This is a genomic window from Streptomyces venezuelae ATCC 10712 (assembly GCF_008639165.1).
Lineage (GTDB): Bacteria > Actinomycetota > Actinomycetes > Streptomycetales > Streptomycetaceae > Streptomyces > Streptomyces venezuelae.
This window is the reverse complement of record NZ_CP029197.1, coordinates 4,419,960-4,444,221: the sequence shown is the minus strand read 5'-3', so window position 1 is coordinate 4,444,221 and position 24,262 is coordinate 4,419,960. Positions and strand designations below refer to the sequence as shown.

Annotated in this window: 24 protein-coding genes; 10 read left to right on the top strand and 14 right to left on the bottom strand. The window is 71.8% G+C overall.

Going from position 1 to position 24,262, the window contains the following annotated elements; translation table 11 throughout:
* The first annotated feature begins 38 nt into the window (after window positions 1-38).
* From DEJ43_RS20540 to DEJ43_RS20525, 4 genes are all read left to right on the top strand, one after another.
* On the top strand, window positions 39-773 hold the full coding sequence (locus tag DEJ43_RS20540) for a PIG-L deacetylase family protein (RefSeq protein WP_015035302.1): 735 nt from the start codon (window positions 39-41) through the stop codon (window positions 771-773).
* A 116-nt stretch (window positions 774-889) separates the two neighbouring features.
* Window positions 890-1,861, top strand: coding sequence for a hypothetical protein (locus DEJ43_RS20535; RefSeq protein WP_145953711.1), 972 nt, complete (start codon window positions 890-892; stop codon window positions 1,859-1,861).
* A gap of 48 nt (window positions 1,862-1,909) precedes the next feature.
* Entirely contained in the window at window positions 1,910-2,269 is a 360-nt protein-coding gene (locus DEJ43_RS20530) for a hypothetical protein (protein WP_071891436.1), read from the top strand.
* Between the two features lie 97 nt (window positions 2,270-2,366).
* Entirely contained in the window at window positions 2,367-2,735 is a 369-nt protein-coding gene (locus tag DEJ43_RS20525; protein WP_015035299.1) for a peptidoglycan-binding domain-containing protein, read from the top strand.
* A 22-nt stretch (window positions 2,736-2,757) separates the two neighbouring features.
* Here DEJ43_RS20525 and DEJ43_RS20520 read toward each other — a convergent pair whose 3' ends face one another.
* The 5 genes from DEJ43_RS20520 to DEJ43_RS38565 all read right to left on the bottom strand — a co-directional run bounded on the left by DEJ43_RS20520 (window position 2,758) and on the right by DEJ43_RS38565 (window position 6,288).
* A complete protein-coding gene (locus DEJ43_RS20520) occupies window positions 2,758-3,387 on the bottom strand; it encodes a LysE family transporter (protein ID WP_015035298.1) in 630 nt (209 codons plus the stop codon).
* Window positions 3,384-3,710 carry a DUF2087 domain-containing protein gene (locus tag DEJ43_RS20515; protein ID WP_015035297.1) on the bottom strand — a complete coding sequence of 109 codons (327 nt, stop codon included), beginning with the start codon at window positions 3,708-3,710 and terminating at the stop codon, window positions 3,384-3,386. The genes DEJ43_RS20520 and DEJ43_RS20515 overlap by 4 nt, the downstream gene beginning before the upstream one ends.
* A 68-nt stretch (window positions 3,711-3,778) precedes the next feature.
* On the bottom strand, window positions 3,779-4,057 hold the full coding sequence (locus DEJ43_RS20510) for a hypothetical protein (protein ID WP_015035296.1): 279 nt from the start codon (window positions 4,055-4,057) through the stop codon (window positions 3,779-3,781).
* Between the two features lie 160 nt (window positions 4,058-4,217).
* Window positions 4,218-5,363, bottom strand: coding sequence for a serine hydrolase domain-containing protein (locus DEJ43_RS20505; protein ID WP_015035295.1), 1,146 nt, complete (start codon window positions 5,361-5,363; stop codon window positions 4,218-4,220).
* A 229-nt stretch (window positions 5,364-5,592) separates the two neighbouring features.
* On the bottom strand, window positions 5,593-6,288 hold the full coding sequence (locus DEJ43_RS38565; protein ID WP_041662728.1) for a TetR family transcriptional regulator: 696 nt from the start codon (window positions 6,286-6,288) through the stop codon (window positions 5,593-5,595).
* A 59-nt stretch (window positions 6,289-6,347) separates the two neighbouring features.
* Here DEJ43_RS38565 and DEJ43_RS20495 point away from each other — a divergent pair, with 59 nt between their 5' ends.
* Together DEJ43_RS20495 and DEJ43_RS20490 are read left to right on the top strand one after the other, a co-directional pair.
* Window positions 6,348-7,115 carry an SDR family NAD(P)-dependent oxidoreductase gene (locus tag DEJ43_RS20495; protein ID WP_041664092.1) on the top strand — a complete coding sequence of 256 codons (768 nt, stop codon included), beginning with the start codon at window positions 6,348-6,350 and terminating at the stop codon, window positions 7,113-7,115.
* A 75-nt stretch (window positions 7,116-7,190) separates the two neighbouring features.
* Window positions 7,191-7,853: a phosphotransferase gene (locus DEJ43_RS20490; protein ID WP_015035292.1), complete on the top strand. Its 663-nt coding sequence runs from the start codon at window positions 7,191-7,193 to the stop codon at window positions 7,851-7,853.
* A gap of 59 nt (window positions 7,854-7,912) precedes the next feature.
* On the opposite strand, the gene DEJ43_RS20485 is transcribed toward DEJ43_RS20490, so the two are convergent.
* The gene (locus tag DEJ43_RS20485) at window positions 7,913-8,119 is read right to left on the bottom strand and encodes a hypothetical protein (RefSeq protein ID WP_015035291.1); all 207 of its coding nucleotides are present in this window, start codon (window positions 8,117-8,119) and stop codon (window positions 7,913-7,915) included.
* Window positions 8,120-8,151: 32 nt separating this feature from the next.
* Window positions 8,152-9,012, bottom strand: coding sequence for a glycine-rich domain-containing protein (locus DEJ43_RS38170; protein ID WP_015035290.1), 861 nt, complete (start codon window positions 9,010-9,012; stop codon window positions 8,152-8,154).
* 451 nt (window positions 9,013-9,463) lie between these two features.
* Between DEJ43_RS38170 and DEJ43_RS20475 the strand changes: the two genes are divergently transcribed.
* From DEJ43_RS20475 to DEJ43_RS20460, 4 genes are all read left to right on the top strand, one after another.
* On the top strand, window positions 9,464-9,727 hold the full coding sequence (locus tag DEJ43_RS20475) for a hypothetical protein (RefSeq protein WP_015035289.1): 264 nt from the start codon (window positions 9,464-9,466) through the stop codon (window positions 9,725-9,727).
* The gene (locus DEJ43_RS20470; protein WP_015035288.1) at window positions 9,696-10,232 is read left to right on the top strand and encodes a DUF6879 family protein; all 537 of its coding nucleotides are present in this window, start codon (window positions 9,696-9,698) and stop codon (window positions 10,230-10,232) included. The genes DEJ43_RS20475 and DEJ43_RS20470 overlap by 32 nt, the downstream gene beginning before the upstream one ends.
* Before the next feature lie 12 nt (window positions 10,233-10,244).
* Complete coding sequence (locus tag DEJ43_RS20465) at window positions 10,245-11,114, top strand: helix-turn-helix domain-containing protein (RefSeq protein WP_015035287.1); 870 nt, start codon at window positions 10,245-10,247, stop codon at window positions 11,112-11,114.
* Between the two features lie 159 nt (window positions 11,115-11,273).
* Window positions 11,274-12,188 carry a hypothetical protein gene (locus DEJ43_RS20460; protein ID WP_015035286.1) on the top strand — a complete coding sequence of 305 codons (915 nt, stop codon included), beginning with the start codon at window positions 11,274-11,276 and terminating at the stop codon, window positions 12,186-12,188.
* Window position 12,189: 1 nt separating this feature from the next.
* Here DEJ43_RS20460 and DEJ43_RS20455 read toward each other — a convergent pair whose 3' ends face one another.
* From DEJ43_RS20455 to DEJ43_RS20425, 7 genes are all read right to left on the bottom strand, one after another.
* Window positions 12,190-12,957: a DUF4232 domain-containing protein gene (locus DEJ43_RS20455; RefSeq protein ID WP_041662726.1), complete on the bottom strand. Its 768-nt coding sequence runs from the start codon at window positions 12,955-12,957 to the stop codon at window positions 12,190-12,192.
* A 166-nt stretch (window positions 12,958-13,123) separates the two neighbouring features.
* On the bottom strand, window positions 13,124-16,828 hold the full coding sequence (locus DEJ43_RS20450; RefSeq protein WP_015035283.1) for a non-ribosomal peptide synthetase family protein: 3,705 nt from the start codon (window positions 16,826-16,828) through the stop codon (window positions 13,124-13,126).
* A gap of 53 nt (window positions 16,829-16,881) precedes the next feature.
* Window positions 16,882-17,550 carry a maleylpyruvate isomerase family mycothiol-dependent enzyme gene (locus DEJ43_RS20445; protein ID WP_015035282.1) on the bottom strand — a complete coding sequence of 223 codons (669 nt, stop codon included), beginning with the start codon at window positions 17,548-17,550 and terminating at the stop codon, window positions 16,882-16,884.
* A gap of 1 nt (window position 17,551) precedes the next feature.
* A complete protein-coding gene (gene ahcY / locus DEJ43_RS20440; protein ID WP_015035281.1) occupies window positions 17,552-18,955 on the bottom strand; it encodes an adenosylhomocysteinase in 1,404 nt (467 codons plus the stop codon).
* Complete coding sequence (gene metF / locus DEJ43_RS20435) at window positions 18,948-19,808, bottom strand: methylenetetrahydrofolate reductase [NAD(P)H] (protein ID WP_015035280.1); 861 nt, start codon at window positions 19,806-19,808, stop codon at window positions 18,948-18,950. Before metF ends, ahcY begins: the two co-directional genes overlap by 8 nt.
* The gene (gene metH / locus DEJ43_RS20430) at window positions 19,805-23,266 is read right to left on the bottom strand and encodes a methionine synthase (protein WP_015035279.1); all 3,462 of its coding nucleotides are present in this window, start codon (window positions 23,264-23,266) and stop codon (window positions 19,805-19,807) included. Before metH ends, metF begins: the two co-directional genes overlap by 4 nt.
* Before the next feature lie 10 nt (window positions 23,267-23,276).
* Window positions 23,277-24,260 carry a carbohydrate kinase family protein gene (locus DEJ43_RS20425; protein ID WP_015035278.1) on the bottom strand — a complete coding sequence of 328 codons (984 nt, stop codon included), beginning with the start codon at window positions 24,258-24,260 and terminating at the stop codon, window positions 23,277-23,279.
* Window positions 24,261-24,262 lie beyond the last annotated feature (2 nt).

Here is a 24,262-nt window from a genome sequence, read left to right as displayed (position 1 = left end):
GCCTTGCGACACCCCCGGCCCCCCAACAGGCTGGCCCCATGGAGGACTTCGACCCCACCGAACGCACCGCCCCCGCGTCACTGCTCGTGGTGGCCGCGCACCCGGACGACATCGAGTTCTGCGTCAGCGGCACCGTCATGCAGTGGATCGAGCGCGGCACCCGCGTCACCTACTGCATCGTCACGGACGGCGGCGCGGGCGGATACGACCCGGCGCTCCCCCGCCAGGCCATGGCGGACCTGCGCCGCGCCGAACAGGTCCACTCCGCCAAACTCAGCGGCGTCGCCGACGTCCGCTTCCTCGGCTACCCCGACAGCTTCGTGGAAGCCTCCGTCGAACTCCGCCGCGACCTGTGCCGGGTCATCCGCGAGGTGCGCCCCCAGCGGGCGATCATTCCCTCCCCCGAAATCAACTGGGCACGCGTCGCCGACCTGCACCCCGACCACCGCGCCGTCGGCGACGCCTGCCTCCGCGCGATCTACCCCGAGGCCCGCAACCCCTTCGCCCACGCCTCCCTGCTCAAGGACGAGGGCCTGGAGCCGTGGACCGTCCACGAACTGTGGCTGATGACCGGACCCACCCCCAACCAGTACGTGGACGTCACCTCCGTCTTCGACCGCAAGGTCGAGGCGCTGCGCATCCACACCTCCCAGACGGCCCACTTCGACGACCTCGCCGGCCTCCTCCGCACCTGGCTCGGCGAACACGCCACCGCGGGCGGCCTGCCGCCCGGCCGGATGGCCGAGGCCTTCCAGATCGTGCACATCGACTGAGCCCGACCGCGTCTTGCGACCGCACGGACCCCATGAGACCGTGACGCCCAACGTGGCCTAATCCGGGGGGAGTTCACGCAATGGCGGTCGAACGTACGGATAAGATCACCAGACTGATGGAGAAGTACGGCCTGCCCTGGGCCGACGCGAACGAGGACCTCTGCGACGACGCCGCCTCGAAGCTCCGCGCCTTCAAGAAGGACCTCCCCGAAGACCGCCGCGACGCCGCCAGGGCCATCGAGCGCCTGAACGACCGCGAGCGGGGCGAGGCGACGGAGGCGCTCCGCGACCACTGGGACGGCTTCGCGAAGGAGTTCGACGCGGTCGCGTCGGCGGCCGGCGAGATCGCCGACGGACTCGCCGCCTCCCTCGACGTCATCGCCGACACCAAGCGCGCGATCATCGACGTCGTCATCAACTTCCAGGAACGCATCGACGACCTGACCGAAGGCGCCCCTCACTGGATCGGCCGCACCGCGGAACAGGAGGAGGCCGTGGCGGCCGACGCCGCCGCCACCAGGACCCGTCTTGAACCCGAGATCAGCACGGCCCGCACCCGCTGCGAGGAGCGCCTCACCCGCGTACGCAACGACACCGACGTGGCGGCCCTCAAGCGGATCGCCGGACTCCCGGAAGGCACGGGGAACGGGGACAGCGGCCGGGCGGTCGGCAGCCTCGCGCCGGGGATCGGCAGCGGCTCCGGCAGCGGCACCGGGGGCAGCCGCGCGTTCGGCGGCGACACCATGGCGACGTCACCGGGCACCAACGCGTTCAACGGCTTCTGGACCGAGCACGACGAGCACAAGCGGGCGATCTCCACCCTGGACAAGGTCGCCACCCACCTGCGCGACGAGACGTCGACGGCCCTCGCCAAGGCCGCCGTCGACATCGCCGAGTTCGGCGCCGGCGGCACGCTCGGCGCCTCGGTCGCCGCCGGCTACGCCCAGCTCCTCGACGACCTCGTCCTCGCCACCCGCGCCCTCGGGAACCACCTGACCGGCCCGCTCTCCGACGCGATCCGCGCCGCCTCCGAGGACCAGAAGCGCATCGACGACGAGACCGCGCGCCGCTTCTGGTGGAAGAGGTAGCCACGGAACCGGCGGGTGGAAACGGCCCCGCGTGCCTACGATCGTGACATGACCCCTCGCCGCGGTTCGTCCACGCCGTCCCCCTGGTCGCGGGGCTCGGCCCTGTCCATCGGCTCGGTCGGCTCGACGCTCTCGATCGGCTCGGTCGGCTCGTGCCTGTCCATCGGCTCCGTCGGCTCGTTCCTGTCCGTAGGCTCCGTCGGCTCGTTCCTGTCCGTAGGCTCCGTCGGCTCCGCGCTGTCCGTCGCCTCGGTGGGCTCCTGGGCGAGCACCGGCTCCCTGCTGTCGGCCGCTTCGTCCTGGTCGGTGCTGTCCTGGCGCTCACGACGGGGCGTGCTCGCGGCGGGTGCGGTGGGTGCGGCGGCCGCGGTGCTCGTGGCGGCGTCGGGGTGGCGTCGGGGTCTCTGACACCGGACGGCCGTTGGGCGCGTGTTGGTCGGCCGTTGGAGGCGGTGGGCAGGCTGGCCGCCGGACATCCACCGCACGAGGAACGAGGCACCCGCCCATGAACATCAGGAAGCCGCTGGCCAGGCTCGGATTCGTCACCGCGAGCGTCACCCTCGCCGTGACCGCCTGGGCGGCGCCCGCCCAGGCCCACCCCTGGGCGTCGTGGATCGGCTACGGCCAGCCGAACGACTCCCACGGGGTGGTCTGCTTCCAGGACCTCTTCAACGACCTGTGGTGGAAGACCGGTTACCACCCGATCGCGGAGGACCGCATCTTCGGCCCCGACACCGACGGCGCCATCAGGGCCTTCCAGCAGTGGAAGGGACTGCGCCCGGACGGCATCGTCGGCCCCGCGACGGGCACCGCCCTCCTGGACGAGACCCGCGACAACTGGCAGGGCTGCGACTACTACATCCCGAGCTACTGACCCCACCGGCCGGCTCCTCCACTCAGCCGGGCGCCACGAGCCGGGCCGCCAGGACGACGATCAGCGTGCTCGACGCCAGCGCCGTCACCAGTCGGCCCCTGCGCCCGGCCAGCGTCCGGCCGAGCAGGGTGCCGCCCAGGGCGAGGAGGAGCTGCCAGCTCGCGGAGGCGACGAGCGCCGCGAGGACGAAGACGGTGCGATCGAGGGGGGTGGCGGGCGCCGAGGGGCCCGTCGCGAGGATGAGCGCGACGAAGTAGACCACCGTCATCGGGTTGAGGATCGTGATCCCCAGGAAGGTGAGGTACGCGCGGGCGGGGGTGAGGGCCGCCCCGTCGTCACGGGAGGCGAGCCCGCCCGTACGGTACGCGGCAAGGGCGACGCACGCCCCACGCACCGCCAGCACCGCGAGAACCAGGGCGGAGGCCCATCGCAGCGGGGTCATGACGGGGGTGAGCAGCGGCACGAGCGCGGAGCCGCCCGCCACCGCGAGCAGCGCGTACCCGCCGTCGGCCGTGGCGACGCCGAGGGCCGCGCCCGCACCCGTACGCCAGCCGGTACGGGCCGTGACGGCCACCAGGTAGGCGCCGACCGCGCCGACCGGAATCGCGATCCCGTAGCCGGCGAGCAGGCCGGCCACCAGCGCGGCGCTCACGCGACGGCGGGGATCGCGCCTCCGGGGGAGCCGGGCTGCTGCTGTCGGCGGTAGGCCGAGCCGTCCTTGGTACGGGCGAGGAAGCCGCCGATCACGAGATAGCGCCGCAGGGCGGAGAAGTCCTCGTGGACGGTGAGCAGGGCCTCGTTGATCTCGGGCTCGCGGTAGTCCCGGCCGTCCTCGAAGAGGGTCGCGGTGAGGTGCGCGAGGAGCGCCTCACGACGGGCGGGCCGCCGCGGGATCGCCTTGAGACGCCCGTCGGCGGAGAACAAGTCCGCGACGGAGCGGGAATCCGCGGCCGGGCGGGAAGGATGACTGGTCATGGCGGAGAAGCCTGGCGGCCCCCACCCCCGTCCCGCAAAGGGTTTTCGCACCTCCCGGGTCCCTGACGTCACCGCACGAGGACGTTCACGGCCTCCTGGACCTCGGGCAGGACCGACGCCAGGCCGCCCCGCTCGAAGATCGGCCGGGCCCTCTCCACGAAGGCGAGGAAGTCGTCCTCGGACTCCCAGAAGTCCACCACCCGCCACCCGCCGCTCCCGTCCGGCCCGGCGGCGTGCGCGATGAACCCCTCGGGCGGGAACCACTCGGAGGCCTGCAGGAGCCGGTGGGTCTCCTCGTACTGCTCCTGGGTGCCGCCGGGGATCTCGACGGTGACGATGACAGCCATGTCTCTGCTCCAGTACGGGGGGGGAGGGAGGGCGGCGCAGCCGCGGGGGGATCGCGACCAGCACACCAGCGGCCACCCCGCCCCGCACGAGGACAGCCTCCGAACGAGCGACGGCCGGCCCCCTGGCCCCGGCCTCCCCGGCCCCGCCCGCCGCCGGGCCTCAGTCGGTGAGCGCGGCGACGACCACCTCCCGGATGCGCGGGAGGGGGTCACCGTTCACCTTCTGGTTCAGGGAGTACACGACGCGGTGCCGGAGGTCCTTGGTGGCGAAGAACCCGTTGTCCCAGCCGGGCCGGGAGCCCGTCTTGCCCCATGCGTACTGCTGGTCGCCGAGCTTGTAGCGCATGAGGCCGCCGACGCTGAAGCAGGCGGGCCCGCCGAAACAGTTCTTGTTACCGGCGGCGCTCTTCACGTTCGGCACGTCGAAGACCAGCTTCTGCTGCGCCGGCGGGAGCAGCCGACCCCGGAACAGCGCGGTGAAGAACCGGTCCAGGTCCGCGGCCGTGGAGATCATGCCGCCCTCCGCCCACGGGTAGGGGCTCTGCTCCGTGACGTCCAGCCCGTCGACGTACACGGTGGCGTGGGGCGAGGGAATCCGCAGGTCGCCGGCCGCGGGCAGGCTGGTGTGGCGCAGGCCCAGCGGCCGGATGATCCTCCGCTCCAGCTCGTGGCCGAAGGGCCGGCCGGTGACCTCCTCGACGAGCAGCCCGAGGACGAGGGAGTTGAGCCCGTTGTACTGCTGCTCGGAGCCGGGCGCGGGCGGCTCTCCGGTGGCCGAGGCGAACGACTCGCGCAGCGTGTGCACCGGGTCGGCGGACCCGAACTGCCACCCGGGCCCGTCCGTCGGGCTCGGGGTCCTGGCGGGCCTGGGCAGACCGCTCGTGTGGTCCAGGAGCTGACGTATGGTCACCTGCCCGTAAGCCGCCGGAATCACTTCCGGGAGGTACGACCGCGCGGGCGCGTCGAGGGCGATCCGGCGCTCGGCGACGAGCTGGAGCACGATCGTGTGCGTGAACGTCTTGGTGACGCTGCCGATCCGGAAGTGCGCGTCGGGGGTGACCGGACCGGCCGCGGCCCCCCGCCCGTCCCGTCTGACGACCGCGCCCGCGAACTGGTCGTCGGGCATGCGGTCCAGGATGTCCTGAAGGGCGGGATTCAGGCCCACGGAAGCCCGGGGAGCCGTGGCTGGCGCGCCCCCGCCGGGGTGGGCCGTGACGGCCGCGCCGGCGGAGCCGACGGTGCCGGCGGTCACGGCCGTGACGGCGGTGGCCAGGGCGAGGGTGGTGGCGGCGAGGCGAAGGCGCATGTCGTTCTCCGGGGCGATGGGGACGGGTGGGGCGGCCGGAACGAGAGGAGCAGGTCGAGCCGTTCCGACATCTCAACTCTCCTCGCCCCAGCGCCCGTAGCCCATCGGTGATCACCCTGACCGCACCCTGACCGGACCCTTGCCCCACCCCGGAACCCACCCCCGACCCCGCCGCCCGAGAGCTCTGGCGCCTGGCGTCGGCACGTGCCCCGACGGGTCCTCAGCTCGCTTACGTGCCGCCGAAGGTGGCGGTCAGCGCCCGTGCGATGAGTTCCGGGAGGTTCGTACGTCCGTCGTCGGCGGCCCAGCGGGTCAGGGCGGTGTGCATCGCGGCGAGGCAGGCGCTCGTCGCCGCCCGGGCCTGGAACACGGCCTCCGGGTCCGTCGCCGGGTCGGTGACGTCGAGACCGAGCGCCTCGACGACGACCTCCTGCAAGGCGTACTGACTGTCCAGGTGCCGGGCCCGGAGCGCGGGGGTCGCGACCATGAGCCGGAGGCAGTCCAGAAGAAACCGTTCCCCGACCGCACCGGAAGCCACGCCGTCGGCCGCGCCGGAAGCCGCACCGTCGGCCGACGGCCCGCCCCCCGTCGACGCCTCACCCCCCGCCACCGGCCCACCCCCCGCGAGCAGCGCGGCCGCCTCCACCAGCGCGCCGCCCACCCGCCGTACCACCGGCTCCTCCGCCGGCGACGCGGCGACCCGGTCGGCGATGAGCCGTGCGGGCTGGTCCACCAGGACGAGGTCCTCCTTGGTGGGGAAGTGGCGGTACACGGTCATCGCCGAGACACCGGCGGCCCCGGCGACGTCGGCCACCGTCACCTCGTCGTAGCCACGGCCGGTGAACAGCCGTACCGCGTGCGCCTGGATCGCGCGCCGCGTCTCGGTTCGCTGCCGCTCCCGCAGGGTCGGCTTCCGCTCGTTCATGTGATACACACTACCTTCATGTTAGTCACTCACATCAACGGAGGGGGCGGGTGGACGGCATGAGCGGTACGACCGGCAGGACAGCTCTCGTGACAGGCGCGTCACGCGGCATCGGACGGGCCGTCGCGACCCGGCTCGCCGGCGAAGGCGCCCTGGTCATCGTGCACTTCGGCAAGGACGAGACCGGGGCGGCGGCGACCGTCGAGGAAATCCGGCGGGACGGCGGGACAGCCGTCGCCGTCCGCGCCGAACTCGGCGTGGACGGCGACGTCGACACACTCTTCGCCGGCGTCGACGCCGCACTCGACGGCCGCCCGCTCGACATCCTCGTCAACAACGCGGCCGCCGCCCCGGCCGGGCCGCTGGGCGTGACGACCCGGGCGGAGTTCGACCACCTCTTCGCGGTGAACGTCCGCGCCCCGTACTTCATCGTCGAACGCGCACTGCCGCTGCTACGCGACGACGGGGGCCGGATCATCACGATCTCGTCGGTCGCGACGAGGATGGCCAACCCCACCCAGACGTCGTTCGCGATGACGAAGGCCGCGGTGGAGACCATGAGCCGGACCCTCGCCACCCAGCTCGGCCCCCGGGGCATCACGGTCAACGCGGTCGCCCCCGGCGCCACCCGCACACCGACGAACGGCGCCGCCTTCGACGTACCCGGCCTCACCGAGCAGATCACCGCCATGACCGCACTCGACCGCCTCGGCGGCCCGGACGACATCGCCGACGTGGTCGCCTTCCTCGCCTCCGACGCGGCCCGCTGGATCACCGGCCAGGTCGTGGACGCAAGCGGAGGCCTCTTCCTGGGCCCCCGCGTCTGAGCGGGCGGCCGACGCCGCCGCCCGACCTCAAGCCGATCTGGCACGACGGGGGTTCGTCGAACTAGGTTCCTCGGCATGAAGATCGGCGAGTTGGTGGGGGCGGGCCGGACCGCGGACGTGTTCGCGCTGGACGACGGGCGGGTACTGCGGCGCTATCGCGACGGCGACGACGCGACGGACGAGGTCGCCGTCATGGCGTACCTGGCGGAGCACGACTACCCGGTTCCCGCCGTCTGGCCCGGGCCGGCCGCGGGCGACCTGGTGATGCAGCGCCTGTCCGGACCGACGATGGTGGAAGCCCTGGCCGGCGGCGCGATCACGGCCGAACGGGCGGGCGAGATGCTGGCGGAGCTGCTACGGCGACTGCATGCCGTACCGCCGCGCCTCTCCGCCGACCCCGACCGGCGCGTCCTGCACCTGGACCTCCACCCCGAGAACGTCGTACTGACGCCCCAGGGACCGGTGGTCATCGACTGGGCCACCGCCGGCGAGGGCCCGCCCGGCCTGGACTCGGCGATGTCCGCGCTGATCCTGGCGCAGGCGGCCCTCACCATGCCGGACGTCGCGGCGGCGGCCCGAGCCGTACTGGCCTCACTGCTGCTGCACCTCGACACCATCGAGTCCGACCACCTCGCGGAGGCCAGATCGCGACGGGCCGCCAACCCGACCCTCAGCCGGGCCGAGATCGACAGCCTGGCCGAGGCGGTAACCCTGATCAACCGGACGACCGCCCCCTGACACCCGCCGCGCCCGGGGCACGGCACCGGACGGACCGGCCGGGGCGATCGCCCGTGCGCCTATCCCCCGAAGACGAACCCGCGCCGCGGCCGCCTGCGCCCGGCGGCGGCCGCGGCGGCCAGGGTGGCTTCGGTGACGTCCCGCCCGCCGTCGTCGACCACTCGCCAGATGCCGGCCGGGTTCTGCGGATCCACCGGTGTGAGGACCCCGGGAATCCCGTGCCGACGCATGGCGTCATGCAGTGCCGAGACCTCGCTCGCGTCCATCGAACTCTCCCTCCGTCCGCGGGCTGCAGAGCCTAGTCGTCACCGTCCCCTCCGTGGGTCGCGCAGTTGCCGGGGTTGATCGGACCGCAACCGCCGGGCGCCGGCGTGTGCCTGACGACCGCGGCCAGCCCTCCGACCCGCCCGGTCCAGAGCTCGGCGTCGGGGGTGTGCCCGGCCTGCTCGATGAGGGCCATGGTGCGCGTGATGACGTCCGGGTCGTGGCGGGCCGCGTCGGGGCGCTCGGGGTAGTGGTGAACGGTGCGGCCGAGGCGGCTGCACAGCGTGGCGTACAGGTGGGTGTGGAGGACGAGGGCGTGCCAGCCCTCGTCGACGTCGTGGGTGGGGGAGATCCGGGTCTGCGGGAAGAGGCTGGCGGCGTGCACGAACTTGAGGGCCTCGACGACGACGCGAACGGCCTTGTCGGTGTCCCAGCCGGGGTTGTTGTCGAGAACGGTGTGCATCACGCCATGGAATGCGGCGTCGCTCAGCAGGTCTCGGGCGCCGGGCGGGTTGCCGGGCGGCTCGGGACTGGCCGTGCAGGGCGTCGGGTTGCTGTTCGTGCAGGCCACGGGTTCCTCCTGGTGGTGGATGTCCGATGGTGCGTGGGCTCGCCTGTTCCGGGGCGGGGGCCGGTGGGTGCCGGCGAATGCCTTCGGCTGCTCGGGCACGTCGAGGCTGCGGTCGGGACCGCCGCCGCAGACGGCGCGGCCGCCGAGGCAGCAGGGTCCCGCGTAGACCGGCACGTCCCTGAGCGGGAGGCCGTAGTCGCGTCTGACCCGGCCGACTTCACGGGCCCCGTACTGGAGCGGGCGGTCGCAGTACACGCAGTTCCGGCCGCCGTGCTGCTCCCAGGTCAGATCCGCGTATCGCGGGATCTCCCGCTTCTTCGTCATCGCTGCCCCACCTCGGTGAGCGGGGCGAGGCGGCGCTGCTCGCGGCACGGCGCACAGGCGCGGCGGTGCTCGTCGATCTGGGCGTCGGTGCTCGACGGCCCCTGGTGGAAGTCGCACCACCCCTGCAGACACCTGGGACACCCGCACGGCGCGAACGCCGTAGCGGCCGGTACCTCGGTGGGGCGTGTGACCTGCTCGTGCGATACCAGGGACCGCGTCCCGTCCGGTCTCACCCGGTAGACGCTGATCGTCATCATGCTGTGGCTCCCGTCGGCGGGTCAGCGGGGACAGCACGACGGTAGGGAGCGGCTGGGTCCGCGCACCAGCGATGTGCACCGCTGTGCACAGATTCAGCCCACCTGGTGTCCTGTCCCGCCCGCACCCTTGACGAGGAAGCCGGGCGGCATCACGTTGGTGCACATCAGTGCACACCCCGTGAGGGAGGCCGAGCATGTCCCTACAGTTCATCGGCGTGGACCCGGAGTCCGGACAGACCGGGAGCCCGACGGCCTGGGTTGACGAGAAGACCCGTGACATCGTGCTCCAGAGCTACATCGCCGACGAGGCGACCCGCGCCGAGTGCATCGAGAAGAACGCGCCCGGCCACGACAAGACCATCCCGCCGGGCGAGACGGTGATCCGGATTCCCGCCCACATGATCCCGATCCTGAGGGAGGCCTGCGATGCGGCAGAACGAGCCGCCGCGCTTCGATGAGCTGCTCGCCGGCGCCCGCCGCTCGGCCGTCCACCTGGAGATGCGAGACGGGTACGCGGTCCAGGACGAGGCGGACGACTACCGGCGGTGGCGTGAGACCGGTGAGCGGGACGTGGATCCGGCCTCTCCGTACTGGGCGCCGTGGGTCGAGAGGGTGCGTGCCGCAACCGCACGCGGTGTCGTCATGCGGCGGGTGCGGATCGTCTCGGAGCCCGTCAGCGAGTACATCCGGTACGAGCACGCGGGCACCGTGGTGAACGTGCATGCGGGCGAAGAGGTGCGGTGGCTCCCCCGGGATCAGGCGGTCGGCCTCCTCCTCCCGGCCGTCGACGGCTGGCTCTTCGACGACGAGCAGCTGCTCCTCAACCACTTCGACGGCGACGGCCGGTGGCGGGACCGGCCGATGGAGCTGCGGACGGAACCGGTCCTCGTCCGGGCGTACGCCGACGCGGTCGAGGCGGTGTGGGACCGTGCTGTCCCGCACGACCAGTACGAGATCCGCTAGCAGGAGCAGTCGATGCCCGTCTCCCCGTCGTCCTCGGCGCAGACCGCCCGCGAGGGCGTCGCGCGGCGGCTGCGCGAGCTGCGCCAGGACGCGGGGCTGACGCTCGTCCGGCTCGCCGGCCTGTGCGGGTGGAGCCACTCCAAGGCCAGCCGGATCGAGAACGCCAAGACGCCGCCGTCCGCGTCCGACATCGTCGCCTGGTGCCGCGCGTGCGCCGCCGACAGTCAGGCCGCGGACCTCGTCGCGTGCTCCCGTGATGTCGAGACCATGTACCAGGAGTGGCGCAAGCGGGCCCGTACCGGACTGCGTCAGCTCCAGAGCAGCTATGCGGCCCTGTTCCAGGCGACCCGGCTGTTCCGCGTCTACTCCCCCACGGCCGTCCCCGGCCTCCTTCAGACGGAGGGGTACACCCGCGCCCTTCTCTCCGGCAACGCCCGGCTGCTCGGCATCCCCGACGACTCCACCGAGGCCGCCGCCGCCCGCGCCGACCGGTCGCGGATCATCCACCAGGCCGGCCGTCGGCGGTTCGTCTTCGTTCTCGAGGAGAGCGTGCTCCGCTATCAACTCGGCACCAGCGACGACATGGCGGCCCAGCTCGGCCACCTCCTGACGGCGGGGGCCCTGCCCGCCGTCTCGCTCGGCATCATCCCGATGGGCACCCCGCGGACGCTGTGGCCGCAGGAGGTCTTCCACCTGTACGACGACACCCTCGCCTCCGTCGAACTCCTCTCCGCCGAGGTGAACATCACCCAGCCGACCGAGGTGGCCCTGTACGAAGCCGCCTTCGAAGAGCTCCGCGGCATGGCGGTGTACGGCGCGGCGGCCCGCGCCCTGGTCCTCGGCGCCATCGAGGCGCTGCCCGGCCCCACCCACGCCCCATGACATTTGTCCAGTGAACTACCGTCACTCGTATGGGGGTTCTTCGACCGGTGTGTCCTGCTGGACATGATTCCGGGGGGTATGGTCGCGCCAAACGGCCCCCTCCGATGACTGCGAATCATCGGCGGGGGCCTCGACCACCAGCGGAATAGGCCTCCACCCATGATCTGTCGGCATTTTATCTCGCCCTCCCGTGCCTACACCCAGTACACGCACGACATCATCCGGCATCCTCGGCTCGGTTCCGATGCCGTACGGCTGCTGACCTGGCAGCTCTCGCTTCCCCAGAGTGCGCCGGAGTCGCTGTCACGGACCGCCGTACGAGCGAAGATCGGCGCCACCGCGTTCACCCGTGCCAAGCGGGAGCTCATGGCCGAGGGGTTTGTGCACGAGAGGCGCGTGCAGGTCGGCGGAGGGCTCTGGATCACTCAACAGCTGGTGTCGAACGTGCCGTTGACGGCCGGCGCCGCCGCCAAGCTGCTCGGCGGGTCCCCGCCCCCGCCCCCGCCTCCGGCTCCGGTTCCGGCTCCGGTTCCGGTTCCGGTTCCGGTTCCGGTTCCCAGCATCCAGCCCGACTCCCCGACCTGCACCGATCCCGTGAACCCGCAGGTCGCACCGGGTCGCGGTGTTCCGGCCGTCGGTGGACCGGCGGCCCCGTCCGCCGACGGTCATCCAGAGAAACAACCGTCGGAAGACACCTCCCACCTTCCGGAGGCGGCCCTCGCCCTCGTCGCCGGGTTCGTGGTGCTCTCCCCGCACCTGCGGCGCATCCCGCCTGGTATGAAGCGGGAGTTGGCGGAGCTCGTCGCCCGCTGGTTGGACGCCGGGCACTCCCCCGCCGACGTCCAGGAGCACGTCCTGCGCGGGCTGCCCTCCGACGGCACGGTCGTGCACCGGCCCGGTGGGCTCCTCCGGTATCTGTTGCGGGACGTGCCGTCCCCGGTCGCCCGGGTCCCGCGGCCGCCTTCGCGGCTCGACGGGACCCGGGAGTGTCTCGGGGTCCACACCCAGGCCACGCTGTTCCGGCCCGTCGGCGACGAGACCCTCTGCGGGGAGTGTCTCGCCGGCCGGGTGTGAGCTACTGCGGGTAGAGCGCCGAGATCGCGCTCTCCGAGTCCGGGCGCCAGTACGAGACGCGCGCCGTCTTGTCCACGTGGACGCCGGGCTTGGGGAGTTCGAGGAGCGCGCCGTCGCCGTTGTCCTTGGGCTCGTTCTTGCCGACCGGGCCGAGGATGAGGTCGGTCTCCAGCGGGCTGACGTCCTTGTTGCCGGTGCGGGTGAGCAGGCCGGCGTACGCCACCTTGCCGGGGGCGAGGACGATCGGCGACTGCGGCTTGGAGCTCTTCACCGGCGGCAGGAACGCCTGGTCGTTGCCGAACTTGACCGCCGGGTACTGGTAGAGCTTGCAGGGCCGCTTGCTGATGTTCTTGATGACGAGTTCGAGCTTGGTGTCGTCCTTCACCGGCGGCAGCGCCCAGTCCACGGTGACCTCGGTGTTCAGGTCCTGGCAGATGCCGTCCTTGGGGTCCCAGTCGACCTCGCCCGTGGTGCCCGGCGGCTCGCTCGCCGTGGGGCCGCCGTCGGTGCTGCCGGAGTCGCCCGGCTGCGTCGAGGGCGACGCGGGGGCCGTGGTCGGTGCGGTCGTCGGGGCGGTGGTCGGCGCGGTCGGCTTCGACTGCGAGGGCGGCGTGCCGCCCGCCTCGTCGTCGCCCGGCCCGCAGGCCGTGGCCGAGAGGAGCGCGGCGGCGGTCAGCGCCGCGGCTCCGAGCTTCCACGTGCGGTGGGTGCGGATGGAGTTCTTGTGGATGGAGTTTTTGCGGATGGAGTTCCTGCGGACGGTCCTCATGTCACGATCCCCCGTGGCTGTCGGCGTACGCGCGTGCGCGCTGCGTCGCTCAGGATGAGGCGCGGACGCGGCGAAATCACGGGCCACGGGGGGATCGTTACCGATCGCGGACACGGAACGGACAAGGAACGGACGCTTCCGCGCCCTGGTCGGAAGGGGCTGTTCCCTACTGCCCCAGGCGGTACCTGATCTTCTTGATCAGCTCCGCCAGGTCCGGCTGCCTCAGCAGGCTGTAGTGGTCCGCGTCCAGCTCCACGACCGTCGGCGGCCGGGTCGACCAGCCGTCCGTGTTCTCCAGGAACGAGTAGTCGTCACCCGTCGCCTTGAAGAGGGTGACGGGGCAGTTCACCTGGCGTTCCCGCAGTTCCTTGAAGGTGTACGTGAACTCGAAGGTCTCCTCGACGATCGCGACGATCCGGCCGATCAGTTCCGGGTCCAGGGCCGGGAAGTCCTGCGCGACCCGTGCGACGAACTCCGCCCTGCCGTCCGCCCGTACGGTCCCGTCGATCGCGCCCGAGAACACCGAGTACAGGATCGTCACGAACGCGTCGTTCCCGTAGTCCGCCCCGCCCGTCCGCGTGGAGCGGACCTTCGGCGAACCCGGTGCGATCAGGAACAGGTGCTCCACCTGCTCCCCCGCCGCCTCAAGGAGGTGCGCCGACTCGAAGGCCACGCGGGCGCCGAACGAGTAGCCCCACAGGGTGTACGGGCCGGCCGGCTGGCGGCGCCGGATCGCCGCCACGTCCGCCGCCGCCATCTCGCGGATCGTCGCGTACGGTTCCTCGCCCCGGTTGATGCCGTACGCCTGCACCCCGTAGAACGGCCGGTCGATGCCGATCTCCTCCGCCAGGTGCCGCAGGTTCATGGTGTAGCCGCCCAGGCCCGGCCAGCAGTAGACCGGCGGCTGCGCGCCGGCCGCGTGCAGCCTGACCAGACGGGAGGCCGGGGCCGCGGCCGCGCCGTCCAGCTGGTGGGCGAGCTTCTCGATCGTCGGACGCTCGAAGAGGACCTGGAGCGGCAGCCGCGCGCCGAACGCCCGGTTGACCCGCGTGACCAGCGCGACCGCGATGAGGGAGTTGCCGCCCGATTCGAAGAAGTCGTCCAGGACCGACACCGCCTCGACGTCCTCGTACTTCAGGGCCGCCGCCCAGATCTCCGCCAGCCTGCTCTCCGTACGGGTGCGGGGGAGGACGTGCGGGCGGCCGTGCAGGCCCGCGTTGACCACGGCCAGCTCGCCCAGCGCCTTGGTGTCGACCTTGCCGTTCGCCGACAGCGGCAGCCGGTCGAGGACGACGACCCGGTTCGGGATCATGTAGTCGGGCAGGTGGTGCACCAGGTCGTCGCGGATCATCTCCGCCGGGCCCTTCATGTGGACGGTGTCCTCGTACATCCCCTCGCTCAGCCGCTGCTCCTCGCTGACCCGGCCGCCGACGAAGAAGTACGACGGGCCGGTGGGGCGGCCCGCCGCCGTCAGGATCTCGTCCATGCGGCGGGCCGCCGGGAGCGGGTGGCCCGACTTGGAGCTGTAGCCGGAGGACATGAACCCGAGGCCGTGGTCGCCGAGTTGGAGGCGCTGGAGGGCCCGGCCGAGATCGACGTACGCCTGGCCGGCGTCGGCGGTGCGGCTGATCACCGTGATGCCGAGGGCGGCCCGTTCGTACACGGCCTGGTTGATGGCGATGACGTGCTTCTTCTCGACGAGGTCGGCCGAGACCGGGGTCAGGTCGCCGTTCTCGTAGGCGTACTGGGAGCGGGGGAGGTCCGTGACGGCGCTGCCGTGCGACTGGACGTAGACGTCGACCTCCGGGGGCGTACGCGCTTCCTCGTCGTACGGGACCACCTCGAAGGTGCCGTCGGCGCGGCGCCTGACGTCCAGGCCGTAGCCCGGCAGGACCTCCTCGAACAGGCCCACCATGTGGCCCGTCTCGATCTCCAGGACCTCGTCGACGTTGTTCTTGTAGACCGGCTCGATGGCCGAGCGCAGGCCCCGGAAGGCCAGCCCGAGGAACGGTTCGCCGCAGGTGAGGCCCCCGGACGTTCCCTCGTCGGTCAGGTACAGCCTGTGGCGGACCGGGTGGTAGTAGTACGTGCCCGGTTCCAGGCCCGCGATCCCGCGCAGCTCCACGTACAGCTGGGTCGCGTACAGGGCGCCCGGCGAGGCGTAGCCGTACTTCGGGAGCAGCCGCTCCTCGCTCGCGAGGCCGAACCAGCGGAGGATCTCCCCCAGGTCCGCCGCCGTCAGGCTGCCGACCGCCCGCGATCCGATGCCCTCGGGGCGGCGGGCGAGGGCCGCCAGGAGGTCCGCGCGGGTGACCTCCCCGCCCTCGTAGAAGCGGTAGGTCTTGCGGGCGAAGACGGTGCGCCGCATCCGTTCCGTCGGGGTGGCGCCCGGCAGGACGACGACGGGGCGGCCCGCGAGGTCCGCGTCGGGGCGGGTGCCGGCGTTCGACAGCTGCGCCTTGACCTGGAGCTTGGACTCCTTGGACTGGTGGTGCGCGCCGTGGTTGCCCTGGTCCATCAGGGCGGCCTCCTTGGGGGAGAGCTCCACGCAGGCGACGAGGTTCTGGAAGCCGGTGCGGGGCTCGTCCTTGACGATGACCGCCGCGTTCCGCACCCAGTCGTGGTTCTCGATCGCCAGCGCGATCTCGTCCAGTTCGACGCGGAATCCGCGCAGTTTGATCTGGTTGTCGGCGCGGCCCGCGAACTGGACGGTGCCGTCGTCGTTCCAGTGGGCCAGGTCGCCCGTGCGGTACAGGCGCTCGCCCGTGTCCGTGGTGAGGAAGCGGTCCGCCGTCAGCTCGGGGCGGTCCAGGTACCCCCGCGCCACCTGGACCCCGCCGATGCACAGCTCGCCGTCGCGTATCTCGAAGGTCGTGTCGTACGCCGGTCTGCCGATGGGTATCGCCGCCGGGGCGCCGGGGTCGGTCACGGTCGCGCGGTCCACCGTGTGGGAGGAGGCGTTGATCGTGCACTCGGTGGGGCCGTAGAGGTTGATGAGTTCGGCGGCGGGGAGTTCGGCGAGGAGCTGCGCGGCGAGGTTGCGGGAGAGGATCTCGCCGCCCGAGTACACCCTGCGCAGGGTGGTGCAGGTGCCGAGCCGCTCCGTGTCCACGAGGGCCTGGAGAAGGGTCGGGACGCCCTGGAGCATCGTCGCGCCGTGCGCGCGGACGGTGTCGACGAGCGCCTCGGGGTCGCGGTGGACGCCGGGCGGGCCCACGGCGACGCGGGCGCCGACGGCCCCGGCGAGGATCTCCCACTGGGCGGCGTCGAAGCTCATCGGGGTCTTCTGCAGGACGGTGGCGGCGGGGCCCAGCTCGTGTTCCGCCGCGAGCCAGCGCATCTGCGCGACGATCGAGCGGTGCTCGACCATCACGCCCTTCGGCTTGCCGGTGGAGCCGGAGGTGTAGATGACGTACGCGAGGTCGCGCTCCCCGATCTCGTACGGTCCGGGTTCCCGTCCCGCCGTACGCCGGGCGTGCTCGGCGGCGTCGGCGAACGTGACGACGGTCGTGCCGGGAGGGGCGAGGCCGGTGACGCGGGCCCGGAGGTCGTCCTGGGTGACGACGATCCGGGCGCCGCTGTCCTCGATCATGTACCGCACGCGCTCCTCCGGGTACTCCGGGGAGAGCGGGACGTAGGCGGCGCCGGAGCGGAGGGTGCCCCAGGTGGCGGTGACGAGGCCGAGGGACGGGTGGGTGTGGATGCCGACGCGGGTGTCCGCGGTGACGCCCAGGGAGCGGAGGTACCGGGCCAGGACCAGGGCGTCGTCGGAGAGTTCCCGGAAGGTGAGGGTCTCGTGCCCGTGGGCGACGGCGACGGCGTCGGGGCGGCGCAGGGTCTCGGCGTGGAGAAGCCGGTCGAGGGTGTGCATGGGGGTCCCTTCTGTGCGCGGTGCACCGCCCCCCTCGCTCTGGGCGGTCGGGGTCAGCGGTAGATGAGGAGTTCTTGTTCTGTCGCGCCGGTCAGTTCGTAGCGGGTTCTGACCAGGGGGCGGCCCGCGTAGATGCGGATCAGGGTCGCCGCGTCGCCCTTGTAGGTGGCCGGTGGGCGGCCCGCGGTCTCGTTGCCGAGGGAGACCCGGGTCGTCGTCCCTTCCTTCAGGACGCCCACGAGGGCCGGGGTCTCCCGCTTGCGGCTCGTCACCGACAGGAGGGGGAGGGCCAGGTCGAGGGCCGCCCCGCAGTACGCGTCCGGTTCACCGAAGGCCTCCCGGACGTCGCCCGCGTGGACCCACTCGCCGAGCGCGACGGCGTCGAGCCGGTCGTCCTCGCGGGCGGCGATCACGGGGCCGGCCTCCGTCAGGCCGCGTTCCAGTTCGTCGAGGATCCGGCCGAGCGGCCAGTCCTCGCGTTCGGCGACGTCGCAGGCGTTCGCCTCGGGGAGGAACACGCCTTCCTCCAGGCGGTCCTCGACGATTCTGACCAGGGCGGCGCCGCAGTGGGCGAGGACCTGTCGCGCCGTCCAGCCGGGGCACGCGGTGCGGAGTTCGTACGCCTCCTCCGGTGTCCGCCGGAGGAGCGGCATCAGCAGGTCCCGTTCCGTGCGCAGCAGCCGGTCGGGGAGCCACGGGTCGCGTTTGTCGTCCGTACACATGTCAGTAGCGGTAGTGGTCCGGCTTGTACGGGCCCTCGACCGGGACCCCGATGTATGACGCCTGGTCGGGGCGGAGGGTCGTCAGGCGGACGCCGAGGGCGTCCAGGTGGAGGCGGGCGACCTTCTCGTCGAGGTGCTTGGGGAGGGTGTACACGTCGACCGGGTACTCCTCGGGCTTCGTGAAGAGTTCGATCTGGGCCAGGGTCTGGTCGGCGAAGGAGTTCGACATCACGAAGGAGGGGTGGCCGGTCGCGTTGCCCAGGTTGAGCAGGCGGCCTTCCGACAGGACGATGAGGACCTTGCCGTCCTCGAACGTCCAGGTGTGGACCTGCGGCTTCACCTCGTCCTTGACGATGCCGGGGATCTTGGCGAGGCCGGCCATGTCGATCTCGTTGTCGAAGTGACCGATGTTGCCGACGATGGCCTGGTGCTTCATCTTGGCCATGTCGGCGGCCATGATGATGTCCTTGTTGCCGGTCGTGGTGATGAAGATGTCGGCCGTCTCCACCACGTCCTCCAGGGTGGCGACCTGGTAGCCGTCCATCGCCGCCTGGAGGGCGCAGATCGGGTCGATCTCGGTGACGATCACCCGCGCGCCCTGGCCACGGAGGGACTCGGCGCAGCCCTTGCCGACATCGCCGTAGCCGCAGACCACCGCCGTCTTGCCGCCGATGAGGACGTCGGTGGCGCGGTTGATGCCGTCGATGAGGGAGTGGCGGCAGCCGTACTTGTTGTCGAACTTCGACTTCGTCACGGCGTCGTTCACGTTGATCGCGGGAAAGAGCAGCGAACCCTCGCGGTGCATCTCGTACAGCCGGTGGACGCCCGTCGTGGTCTCCTCGGTCACCCCGCGGACACCGGCCGCGATCGTCGGCCAGTCGAGCGTGCTGCTCTCCAAGAGGGCCCGCATGACGGTCAGTTCCTCGTTCTCCGGCGCCGGGAGCCGGCCGGTCTTGCGGTACTCAACGCCCAGGTGAACCAGCAGCGTCGCGTCACCGCCGTCGTCGAGGATCATGTTCGGGCCGCCGGTGGGCGAGTCCGGCCAGGTCAGGGCCTGCTCGGTGCACCACCAGTACTCCTCGAGGGTCTCGCCCTTCCAGGCGAAGACCGGGATGCCGGCGGCGGCGATCGCGGCGGCCGCGTGGTCCTGCGTCGAGTAGATGTTGCAGGACACCCAGCGCACTTCCGCGCCGAGCGCGACGAGCGTCTCGATGAGGACGGCCGTCTGCACGGTCATGTGCAGGGAGCCGGTGATGCGGGCGCCGGCCAGCGGCTGCTGCTCGGCGTACTCGCGGCGGATCGACATCAGGCCCGGCATCTCGTGCTCGGCCAGGGTGATCTCCTTGCGGCCGAAGGCGGCGAGGGAGAGGTCGGCGACCTTGAAGTCGGTGAAGGCGTCAGACATGGACAACGCTCCTTGCGCTCATGACGGTCCGGTGGATTTCCAGGGCCGCGGTCGACTTGTTCAGCGTGATGTAGTGCAGTCCCGGCGCGCCCTCGTCGAGCAGCCGCAGGCCCATCCCCGTGGCGTGCTCCACGCCGACGCGGTAGGCAGCCGCCGGGTCGTCCTTCGCCGCTTCCAGGCGGTGCGCCAGGTCCTCGGGGAACGCGGCGTCGCTCAGCTCGGCGAAGCGCCGGATCTGGCGGACGTCGGTCGCGGGCATGATCTCCGGGATGATCGGGGTGTCGCAGCCGGCGGCCGCGACCCGGTCCCGGAGCCGCAGGTAGTCCTCGGGGTCGAAGAACATCTGGGTGATGGCGTAGTCGGCGCCGGCGCGGCACTTGGCGACGAAGTGCGCGAGGTCCTCCGCCGGGTCCGCCGACCTCGGGTGGCCCTCCGGGAAGGCGGCCACGCCGATCCGGAACTCGCCCAGGGAGCGGACGAGTTCGACGAGTTCATGGGCGTACGTGAAGCCCCGCGGGTGCGGTGTCCATGCCCCGCGCGGGTCGCCCGGCGGGTCTCCGCGCAGGACGAGGACGTCCCGTACCCCGGCGTCCGCGTACGCGCCGATGATCGCCCGCAGCTCCGCCACCGAGTGCCCGACGGCCGTCAGGTGCGCGACCGGCCGCAGCGTCGTCTCGGCCGCGATCCGCTTCGTGACCTCGATCGTCCGGTCGCGGGACGAGCCGCCCGCGCCGTACGTCACCGAGACGAAGTCCGGGGAGAGGGCCTCCACCCGGCGGATCGCCTCCCACAGGGTCCGTTCGCCGCGCGGGCTCTTCGGGGGGAAGAACTCGAAGGAGAAGGTCGGGCTCATCTGCGGCCTCCCGCGTTGAAGTAGCCGGCCTCCGGGTGGTGGACGACGATCGCGTCCGTCGACTGCTCGGGGTGCAGCTGGTACTCCTCCGACAGCTCGACCCCGATCCGCTCCGGGCGCAGCAGGGCGGCGATCTTCGCCCGGTCCTCCAGGTCGGGGCAGGCCGGGTAGCCGAGGGAGTAGCGGCAGCCCTGGTACTCGGTGCGGAGCATGCCGCCGATGCCGGCCGGGTCCCGGTCGCCGATGCCCCACTCGGAGCGCACGCGGGCGTGCCAGTACTCGGCAAGGGCTTCCGCAAGCTGGACGGACAGGCCGTGGAGTTCGAGGTAGTCGCGGTAGGCGTCGGCGGCGAAGAGCTTCGCCGTCTCCTCGCCGATCCGGGAGCCGACGGTGACCACCTGCATCGCGACGGCGTCGATCTCGCCGGAGTCCTCCGCGCGGTGGAAGTCGGCCAGGCAGAGGCGGCGGCCCCGCTGCTGGCGGGGGAAGGAGAAGCGGGTCCGCTCGCCTCCGTCCTCGTCCAGGACGATCAGGTCGTCGCCCTTGGACACACAGGGGAACCAGCCGTAGACGACGGCTGCTTCGAGGAGGTGGTCCGTCTGGAGGCGGTCGAGCCAGGCGCGCAGCCGCGGACGGCCCTCCGTCTCGATGGTCTCGGGGTCCTTGAGGCCCCACTGGCCCTTGAAGAGGGCGCTCTCGTCGAGCCAGGGGGCGTACTCGGCGAGCGGGATGCCCTTGACGACCCTGGTCCCGAGGAAGGGGGGTTCGGGTACGGGGTTGTCCTCGGCGACATCGGAGCGGCCGGCCGGTTCGGGTTCCCTGACCTCGGCGACGGGCGGGCGGGCGGCGACCCTGCGCTGCTTGAGCGGCGGGAGTACGGCTCCGGGGACGCCTCGTTTCACTCCCATGAGGGCGTCCATGAGGCGCAGGCCCTCGAAGGCGTCTCGGGCGTACCGCACCTCGCCCTCGTACAGCTCGTGCAGGTCCTGTTCGACGTAGGCCCTGGTCAGGGCGGCGCCGCCGAGGATCACCGGGTAGCGGGCCGCGAGGCCCCGGCCGTTCAGCTCCTGGAGGTTCTCCTTCATGATCACGGTGGACTTCACGAGGAGGCCCGACATGCCGATGACGTCGGCCTTGTGCTCCTCGGCGGCTTCCAGGATCGCGGAGACCGGCTGCTTGATGCCGATGTTGACGACGTTGTAGCCGTTGTTGGAGAGGATGATGTCGACGAGGTTCTTGCCGATGTCGTGGACGTCGCCGCGGACGGTGGCGAGCACGATCGTGCCCTTCCCGTCGGCGTCCGACTTCTCCATGTGCGGTTCCAGGTACGCGACCGCCGTCTTCATCACCTCGGCGGACTGGAGCACGAACGGCAGCTGCATCTGACCGGAGCCGAACAGCTCGCCGACCGTCTTCATGCCGTCGAGGAGGATGTTGTTGACGATGTCGAGGGCCGGCGTGGTGGTCAGGGCCTCGTCGAGGTCCGCCTCAAGCCCGTTCTTCTCACCGTCGACGATCCGGCGCTTCAGCCGCTCGTCCAGAGGCAGGGCGAGCAGTTCCTCGGTCTTGCCGGCCTTGAGGGACTTCGCCGTCGCGCCCTCGAACATCTCCAGGAAGCGTTGCAGCGGGTCGTAGCCCTCGCGTCGCCGGTCGTGGATGAGGTCGAGCGCCACCTCCACCTGCTCCGGCTCCAGCCGGGCGATCGGCAGGATCTTCGAGGCGTGCACGATCGCCGAGTCGAGGCCGGCCTTGACGCACTCGTCGAGGAAGACCGAGTTGAGGACGATCCGGGCGGCCGGGTTCAGACCGAAGGAGATGTTGGAGAGGCCCAGGGTCGTCTGGACGTCCGGGTGGCGTCGCTTCAGCTCGCGGATCGCCTCGATCGTCGCGACGCCGTCGCCCCGCGACTCCTCCTGGCCCGTGCAGATCGTGAAGGTGAGGGTGTCGATCAGGATGTCCGACTCCCTGATCCCCCAGTTCCCGGTCAGGTCGGCGATCAGCCGCTCGGCGATCGCGACCTTCGCCCCGACGGTCCGGGCCTGGCCCTCCTCGTCGATGGTGAGCGCCATCAGGGCCGCGCCGTGCTCCTTCGCCAGGGCGGTGACCTGGGCGAAGCGGGACTCGGGGCCGTCGCCGTCCTCGTAGTTGACGGAGTTGACGACGGCCCGGCCGCCGAGCTTCTCCAGGCCGGCGCGCAGCACGTCGACCTCGGTGGAGTCCAGGACGATCGGCAGGGTGGAGGCGGTCGCGAAGCGGCCGGCCAGCTCCTGCATGTCGGCGACGCCGTCCCGGCCCACGTAGTCGACGCAGAGGTCGAGCATGTGCGCGCCCTCGCGGATCTGGTCGCGCGCCATCTCGACGCAGTCGTCCCAGCGGGCCTCCAGCATCGCCTCGCGGAACTTCTTGGAGCCGTTGGCGTTGGTGCGCTCCCCGATCGCCAGGTACGCGGTGTCCTGCCGGAACGGCACATGGCTGTACAGGGACGAGGCGCCGGGCTCCGGCTCGGGGCGGCGGTCGAGGACGGCCGCACCCCGCACCCGCCCCACGATCTCCCGCAGGTGCTCCGGCGTCGTCCCGCAGCAGCCGCCGACCAGCGCGGGGCCGTACTCGCGGACGAACGCCTCCTGCGCGTCAGCCAGTTCGGCCGGGGACAGCGGGTAGTGGGCGCCGTCGGAGGTGAGGACGGGCAGGCCGGCGTTGGGCATGACCGAGAGGGGGACGCGGGCGTGCCGGGAGAGGTACCGCAGGTGCTCGGCCATCTCGGCGGGGCCCGTGGCGCAGTTCAGGCCGATCATGTCGATGCCGAGCGGCTCCAGAGCGGTCAGGGCCGCCCCGATCTCCGAGCCGAGCAGCATCGTGCCGGTCGTCTCCACCGTGACCTGAACGATGACCGGCAGGTCGACGCCGACCCAGTCCAAGGCGCGGCGGGCGCCGATGACGGCCGCCTTGGTCTGGAGCAGGTCCTGGGAGGTCTCGATGAGCAGGGCGTCCGCGCCGCCGCGGATCAGGCCCTCGGCGTTCTGCTGGAAGGCCTCGCGCAGCGGCTCGTACGTGACGTGGCCCAGAGTCGGCAGCTTCGTACCGGGGCCCATGGAGCCGAGGACCCAGCGGGGGCGTCCGTCGGCGGCCGTGTGGGCGTCCGCCGCCGCGCGGGCGATCCGGGCGCCCGCCTCGGACAGCTCGTACACCTGGTGCTCGATGCCGTACTCGGCGAGCGCGGCCAGGTTCGCCCCGAAGGTGTTCGTCTCGACGCAGTCCACGCCCACCGAGAAGTAGGCGTCGTGGACGGAGGCGACGATGTCGGGGCGGGTGAGGTTGAGGATCTCGTTGCAGCCTTCGAGGCCGGTGAAGTCGTCCATGCTCGGGTCGGCGGCCTGGAGCATCGTGCCCATCGCCCCGTCGGCCACCACGACCCGCCGGGCGAACTCCTCCCGCAGGGAACTCCGTACGACGGTCACGTGAGCCCCCTCATGACAGTGTCCTCAGATGGGTGACGAGGGTCGCCGTGCAGGCCGTCCCGTACGTCGTCCTGATCCGGTCCAGGAGCGGCTCCCGGTGCAGCCGGTACTCCTGCGTCCCCACGTAGTCGAGGACGGTCGCGGCCACCGCGCAGCCCAGCTGCGCCGCGCACCGCTCCGGCACGCCCCACAGCCAGCCGGCGAGGAATCCGGACCGGAAGGCGTCGCCGACGCCGGTCGGGTCGACGACGGCGGCGACCTGCACCGCCGGTACGGCCAGGGGCTCACGGCCCTCGCCGCGGATGCGGACGCCCGCCTCGCCGTGGGTGGTGACCCAGGTGCCGACGCGGCGCAGCACGTCCGCCTCGGTCCAGCCCGTCTTCTCCAGGAGAAGCGCCGTCTCGTACTCGTTGGTGAACAGGAAGCGCGCCCCGTCCACCAGCTCCCGCACCTGCTCGCCGTCGAGCCGCGCGAGCTGCTGCGACGGGTCGGCGGCGAAGGGAATCCCCAGGTCACGGCAGGTTCGGGTGTGCCGGAGCATGGCCTCGGGGTCGTCCGGGGAGACCAGGACGAGTTCCAGCCGGCCGGTGCGCGCCACGACCGACCTCAGGTCGATCTCGCGCGCCTCGGCCATCGCCCCCGCGTAGAAGGTGGCGATCTGGTTCTGGGCCCGGTCGGTGGTACAGACGAACCGGGCGGTGTGGAGCGACTCGCTGACGCGCACCGAGTCGGTGTCCACACCGTGGTCCTTCAGCCAGACCCGGTAGGGCTCGAAGTCGGCGCCGACCGCGCCCACGAGGGCGGGGCGCAGGCCGAGGACGCCGAGCCCGAAGGCGATGTTCGCTGCCACTCCGCCACGCCTGACCTCCAGGTTGTCGGCGAGGAACGACAGGGAGACCTTGTCGAGCCGGTCGGCGAGGAGCTGCTCGCTGAACCAGCCGGGGAAGGTCATCAGATGGTCGGTCGCGATGGATCCCGTGACAGCGATGCGCATGG